Source organism: Chitinivibrionales bacterium (assembly GCA_014728215.1).
Taxonomy (GTDB): Bacteria; Fibrobacterota; Chitinivibrionia; order Chitinivibrionales; family WJKA01; genus WJKA01.
The window spans coordinates 22,087-28,086 of sequence record WJLZ01000225.1; the positions used below are offsets into that span (position 1 = coordinate 22,087).

A 6,000-nucleotide genomic window follows, 5' to 3' on the forward strand; every position below is an offset into this window, starting at 1 on the left:
GAGTAATGGAGTAGCGGAGGACGGGTGGATTTCACTCCCCTGTTCGAGCGCTCGATACTCCAGATAGATTTTCGGAGTCTGTTTTATGGAATTGTCAACGGTTGGCTTTGCTTTCGGACTGACCCTTTTCGCCGGGCTTGCAACGGGTGTCGGGAGCGCACTGGCCTTTTTTGCCCGACGGACCAATGAGAAGTTTTTGTGTTTGTCACTTGGATTTTCCGCAGGAGTCATGCTCTATGTCTCCTTTGTCGAGATTTTTCAGAAAGCCCGGGATTCTCTGATACCGTCATTAGGCGAGCGGAACGGCTACTGGGCAACAACAGCCGCCTTTTTTGGCGGAATCCTTTTCATCGCCTTAATCGACAAGCTGGTGCCAAAATATGAAAACCCCCACGAAGCCCATCATGTTGAAGAGATGAGAAAGGGACCCGGCGTAGCCAACCCGAAGCTCTACAGAATGGGAATGTTTTCAGCCCTGGCCATTGCGATCCATAATTTTCCCGAAGGCCTCGCTACCTTCACGGCGGCCATGAAAGACGCCTCACTGGGTATTCCCATAGCGATCGCGATCGCTATCCATAATGTCCCCGAGGGTATTGCTGTTTCTATTCCTATTTATTATTCCACCGGGAACCGGAAAAAGGCCTTTGTATACTCCTTTTTATCAGGGCTCTCCGAGCCGGTTGGCGCACTGATCGGTTACATGTTTCTTTTTGCCATATTCAACGATTTTATGTTTGGTATTATCTTTGCCGCCGTTGGGGGGATCATGGTGTTTATCTCATTAGACGAACTCCTGCCGGCGGCACAGGAATACGGTGAACACCATATCGCCGCTTTCGGACTGGTCGCCGGCATGGCGGTCATGGCCCTGAGCCTGCTGCTGTTTGCGTAACAGGAAGGGATGGAACACCAATCACGCTGATTGGGCTGAGTATCGCTAATCTGAATTATAGGGGGAAAGAACTCGAGAAGACCTGGTTTACCGTTATACCTCATGAAAAAGCAGGATAAAATTTCACACTCCAATCACCTGCATTTCCATAGTCAGCGCAAATCGGCTGAATCAGCGTCATCAATGTCCTGTTCTTTAATACGATGAAACTACCATCATTCTATTTCAACTGGCTTCAAAAAGACAATCCCACCGGAACAGTCGACCGATTTCCGGAATTGAAAAACAAATTCGAAACGACAGTTCCCGGCATTTACTGCGCCGGCGATCTGACCGGCATTCCCCTTATCAAGCTCGCCGCCGAGTCGGGCTATAAGATTATCGAACGGCTTGCACAAGATGAGCAGTTTGCCGGGGAGCGAAACGACAAAAAAAGCAAGGAAATTTACGATCTGGTCATCTTAGGGGCCGGACCGGCAGGTATATCGGCGAGCCTTCACGCGGCAGAGCTGGGGTTTCGACATATCGTGTTGGAGTCGTCTCAGAAATTCAACACCATTGTCAATTTCCCCGCGGGGAAGCCGGTCTACGTGACACCCGAGAAGCCGCCCATGAAATCGGACCTGAAATTTTCCGAGGGGACAAAGGAGACGCTTCTTGACGAATTCAATCGGAACATCGAAAACAAAAACCTTCCCCTGAAAGAAAATGAGACAGTCAAAAAAATCGAAAAAACCGATGGCTATTTTATTGTGGAATCGTCACAGGCAACCTACAAAGCCCTCCGGGTAATTGTTGCTATCGGTAAAACGGGCAATGCCCGCCGCTTGAAAGTCCCCGGTGAAGATCTCCCCAAGGTATATACCCGCCTGATCGATCCGGGTGAACACACCGGTCAGGACATTCTGGTGGTCGGTGGCGGGGACAGCGCTCTCGAAGCCGCGGTTGCGCTTGCAAAGACAGGAAACAACGTTACCCTCTCCTATCGAAAAGCCGCCTTTTCCCGCCCCAAAGAGCGGAATACGGCAGCCTTCAACCAATTGGTTGAACAGGGTAAAATCACTCCCATCTTCGAAAGCACGGTTAAAGAAATAAAGGAAAAGGAGGTCGTTCTCACCACAAAGGATGGTGAACAGGGCCTTCCCAACGACGCTGTTTTTGCGCTGATCGGCACCGAAATCCCCATTCAGTTTTTCAAACGCTCCGGTATACGGATGGAGGGCGAGAAAGGGGGAGCTTACTACTTCAGGTTCGCCGCCCTTCTGCTTTTCTCCTGCGTTCTTTACTTCGGTAAAAAAGCGCCGGTAACAAAAATCGGGTCTCTGGCTGAGTTCTTTTCAATCCCCCGCATGCTGTTTGACAAACAATGGCCCTCCATGGTCAACGGTATTTTAGCCTGGGCAAGCTATATGGGAATGCTGATGGCCGGAGTCTTCCTCCTGGGGTCCCTGATTGTGGACGCAAAGAAATATTTCGACCACCCCTGGAACAGTTTCAAATATAGCTTCTACGGAGCCATTCTTATTCTTTTCGGCTATATTTATCTCTCTTATAACCTTGGCGGGAACTACCTGCTGGGCTACGCTCCCGGGTTCTGGTATACGGCCATGTATTCTCTGACAATTGTCATTTTCGGTTTCCGCCGTATTCATATGAACCCCACCGGCTATATCAAGCGGCAAACCTGGGCGCTCATGGCCTTTCAGTGCATTCCCCTGTTCATTCTTCCGGTATTTGTATTCCCGTTTCTTGGGAATGCCGGCCTTCTCGGCCCCTGGATTATGGAGAATGTATTTCCCGGTGAATCCTACTGGCGGGCCTATGGGTTAATCCTGGCCTGGCCACTTTTTATTCACAATCTTGCCACCGGTCAGCCGACCATGTTCTGGCTTCTTGTCGGCCTTGCCCAGGCCTTTGTGATTATCCCCTGGCTCAATTTCAAATGGGGCAAGGGGGCCTATTGCGGATGGATCTGCTCCTGCGGGGCCCTGGCCGAGACCCTCGGTGATGAATACCGGACCAAAGCCCCCCACGGGCCGGCAGCCAAAAAAACCGATAATGTAGGACAGGTAGTGCTCTGGTTCGCCGGAATAATGACCATCGCAATTATGCTCTCGACATGGTTCCATATCAACCTTCCCTTTGCCGGCGGCCTCAAAAGCTCCTATGAAATTGTTGTGGACATTATCTTTGCCGGCGTTCTGGGTCTTGGGGTCTATTTCTTTCTCTCGGGACGACTCTGGTGCCGATGGTTCTGCCCTTTGGCCGCGCTGATGCATATCTACACCCGGTTCTCGGTCTACCGGATCTTTGCAAATAAAAAACGCTGTATCTCGTGCAATATCTGCACCAAGGTGTGTCATATGGGTATCGATGTCATGGGGTATGCCAATAAAGGAATTCCCATGAACGACGTCGAATGTGTGCGATGCAGCGCCTGCATTGTCAATTGCCCCATGCAGGTTTTGACATTCGGAGAGGTAGACACAATCGACCTCGACAACACAAGGCACACACAGAAACACTTCCCCCTGCAACCCGGATGGCAAAGCGGATTGCCAAAGAAAGATATTGAGATGCGGTTGGAGGAAGAGAGGGGCGGACCATGAAAAACCGCGCAGGAGGGTTTTTCTCTTGTTTTTTTCTACAGACATACCGGCTCTAAGAGCCTGTAAAATCCATCTCAACTGCCAATAAAAAACGCTCAATGCTTACCACGCATCCCAGTAACCGTGTGACAAAGGCAGGCACTTAATTTTCAGGGTACTGCACTTTTACATTTTTCTGTGCATTTCCTTTTTCCCGTGCCCAGTTGACTGGCAATAGATCTTTCACATCGGCATTTGCCGGACGTATTGCCAACCGCATGAGAACATCTCTGAGGTACTCTTCGGGATCAATGCCATTCAATAAGCATGTTGCAAAAATTGAATAATACACAGCACACCATTTGGCTCCGTTTTCTGAACCTGCGACCATCCAGTTCTTTCTTCCTATTGCAAGGGTGCGTATTATTCTCTCGACGGCATTATTATCAATCGGGTACAATCCATTATCGATAAATGTTGTGAGTTTATTCCAGTGGTTAAGCATATAGTTGATTGCCTCGCCGACTTTTCTGGACGGCAATACGGTAAAGCCGGGATCTTGCAGAAGATCTTTTATTTCATTAAGGATTTTTTTACTATATTTTTGCCGGAGACGACCCCGTGTTTCAGTATCTGCATTTTTCCGATCGGCAAAACGCTCTATACGATACAAGTGACCTATTTTACGCAGCATCTTTTTACAATAATCTGCTTTGTAGCCGGTATCCAGCGCTTCTTTAAACTTGCGGCGTGCATGGGCCATACAGTTTAATTCGATAAGCCCATATTTTCTTACCGGTTGAGTATATGGCTCGAAGCCGTCAACCATTAATATATCGCCTGGACGTGAGCCCTTTAAAAAACTCAATGCGGCTTTTGCTGAACGACTTTTGTCATAATGAAACACGGCTGTTACAGGGCCCTCGTGATCATTTTTGCCCAACCCAACCCACATGCGCCCTTCATGGTGCCTCCCGGAGACGTCGGGTAAATGCACCTTAAGGGGAGACTCGTCCGCATGTTTCAACAGGCTGCGTTTATATTCACCCAGCAACTCATAATGTATTCGTCGAATACTCTTATACAGATACCGCAGCCACGATACCATGGTTGAACGGGTAAACCAGATACCCGATTCATGGAATATCTGCCGCTGAATACGATAAAGCGGCAGGTGATATCGGTATTTTGAGCTTATAACAAAGCACAGCAGAAAAACATCCGCAATACCCTTGGGAATCGGAAGAACTACGGTTCGGCAACCGATATGCCGCATTTACATTTAGAACAAGCGTATACCGGACGCACATGAACAATCTTTTTATATCTTGCAGGTATACGCGTAACAACAACATGTTCCTTTTTACCTATTACAGATTTTTCATCGCCACAACAATCGCAGTGTTTTTCTTCATCGGGAATATCATGAACTATTTCTTCAGTTTCGACACTATCAGGTATCACATTACGTCCGGGATGTCTGCGACGGCGGGTGTGAGGTTTAATTGGTATGGTATCAAATGATTCTTCATCACTGCGGGTATCCATCGCCTCTTCAATCTCTGCCAGAAGCTCATCCATCTCCTGCTGCACCGCTTCAAGGTCTTCTGTTTTTTCACTGCTTTGACCAAACTGACGCTTCGACAACAAGGCATAGCGTTCACGCAGCTTCTGGTGCTGTAACAGAAGCATCCAGGTAAAATGCTGGAGTTCCGTCATCTCTTTAGGAAGGTCGTTTTTTGATTGAATCTTTGATATGTCCACAGTCTATAATTTACACAAAAAGATTCAATTTTTCAGGTTTTTTTTGCTATTGAGAAACGTTTTTTTCTATAACTCTTATCCAGATCTATTCCGTCAAGAATACACAACAGCTCCGCCATATCCACTTCACTATTCCGGTTTACCAACCGCGGGGAAAACGTGCCGGATTCAAGACGCTTGGCAAATATCCAGAAGCCCGACCGGTCCCAGAGCAGCATCTTTACCATGGTCCGCTTCCGATTAAAAAATACAAACATATTGCCGTTAACCGGATCGTCGTGAAAATACTGCTCAACACAACCACATAAGCCATCAAAGGATTTGCGCATATCAGTTGGAGCTGTGCATACCAATATGCGCCGTAGTGAATGCAATCCTATCATCGCCTGCAGGTCCCCGATGTCAGAAGGTCTTTGAATACATCACATACGTGTTGTATCGTATCCGATGGTAGAGTGATTTCTGTCCGAGAGATATGTATATTTGAATCAGCGTGCGAAATCGACGGCCGCACTGGTATTTCCAAAAACGGCAGTGGATTTTTGTTTTGAGCAATATTATCCGACTTCGCTTTCAACCGCTTGTTCCAGCCGTAAAAAGTTGAAGCATTAATAGTATGACGGCGGCAATATTCGGCAATGCTGAGACCGCTTTCGCGCTGAAGGGACAGGTGCTGTAGTGCGTTTGATTCTGAATAGTCTGGATTGTAGGCCATACATACCTCCTGGTTGAATGTTCAGGAAATAATATAGC

The 6,000-nt window shown here is 47.9% G+C and carries 6 protein-coding genes; 2 read left to right on the forward strand and 4 right to left on the reverse strand.

Going from position 1 to position 6,000, the window contains the following annotated elements; genetic code table 11:
• The first annotated feature begins 85 nt into the window (after positions 1-85).
• The gene (gene zupT, locus GF401_20930; protein ID MBD3347529.1) at positions 86-895 is read left to right on the forward strand and encodes a zinc transporter ZupT; all 810 of its coding nucleotides are present in this window, start codon (positions 86-88) and stop codon (positions 893-895) included.
• 203 nt (positions 896-1,098) lie between these two features.
• Positions 1,099-3,504, forward strand: coding sequence for a 4Fe-4S binding protein (locus tag GF401_20935; GenBank protein MBD3347530.1), 2,406 nt, complete (start codon positions 1,099-1,101; stop codon positions 3,502-3,504).
• Between the two features lie 142 nt (positions 3,505-3,646).
• Here GF401_20935 and GF401_20940 read toward each other — a convergent pair whose 3' ends face one another.
• Genes GF401_20940 through GF401_20955 form a run of 4 tightly spaced genes read right to left on the reverse strand, consistent with a single transcriptional unit; the run spans position 3,647 to position 5,962 of the window.
• A complete protein-coding gene (locus GF401_20940) occupies positions 3,647-4,759 on the reverse strand; it encodes an IS66 family transposase (protein ID MBD3347531.1) in 1,113 nt (370 codons plus the stop codon).
• A complete protein-coding gene (locus tag GF401_20945) occupies positions 4,732-5,247 on the reverse strand; it encodes a hypothetical protein (protein ID MBD3347532.1) in 516 nt (171 codons plus the stop codon). The genes GF401_20940 and GF401_20945 overlap by 28 nt, the downstream gene beginning before the upstream one ends.
• A gap of 32 nt (positions 5,248-5,279) precedes the next feature.
• Positions 5,280-5,630 (reverse strand): IS66 family insertion sequence element accessory protein TnpB, encoded by a 351-nt coding sequence (gene tnpB / locus GF401_20950; GenBank protein MBD3347533.1) that lies wholly within the window; start codon positions 5,628-5,630, stop codon positions 5,280-5,282.
• On the reverse strand, positions 5,627-5,962 hold the full coding sequence (locus tag GF401_20955) for a transposase (protein MBD3347534.1): 336 nt from the start codon (positions 5,960-5,962) through the stop codon (positions 5,627-5,629). Before GF401_20955 ends, tnpB begins: the two co-directional genes overlap by 4 nt.
• Positions 5,963-6,000 lie beyond the last annotated feature (38 nt).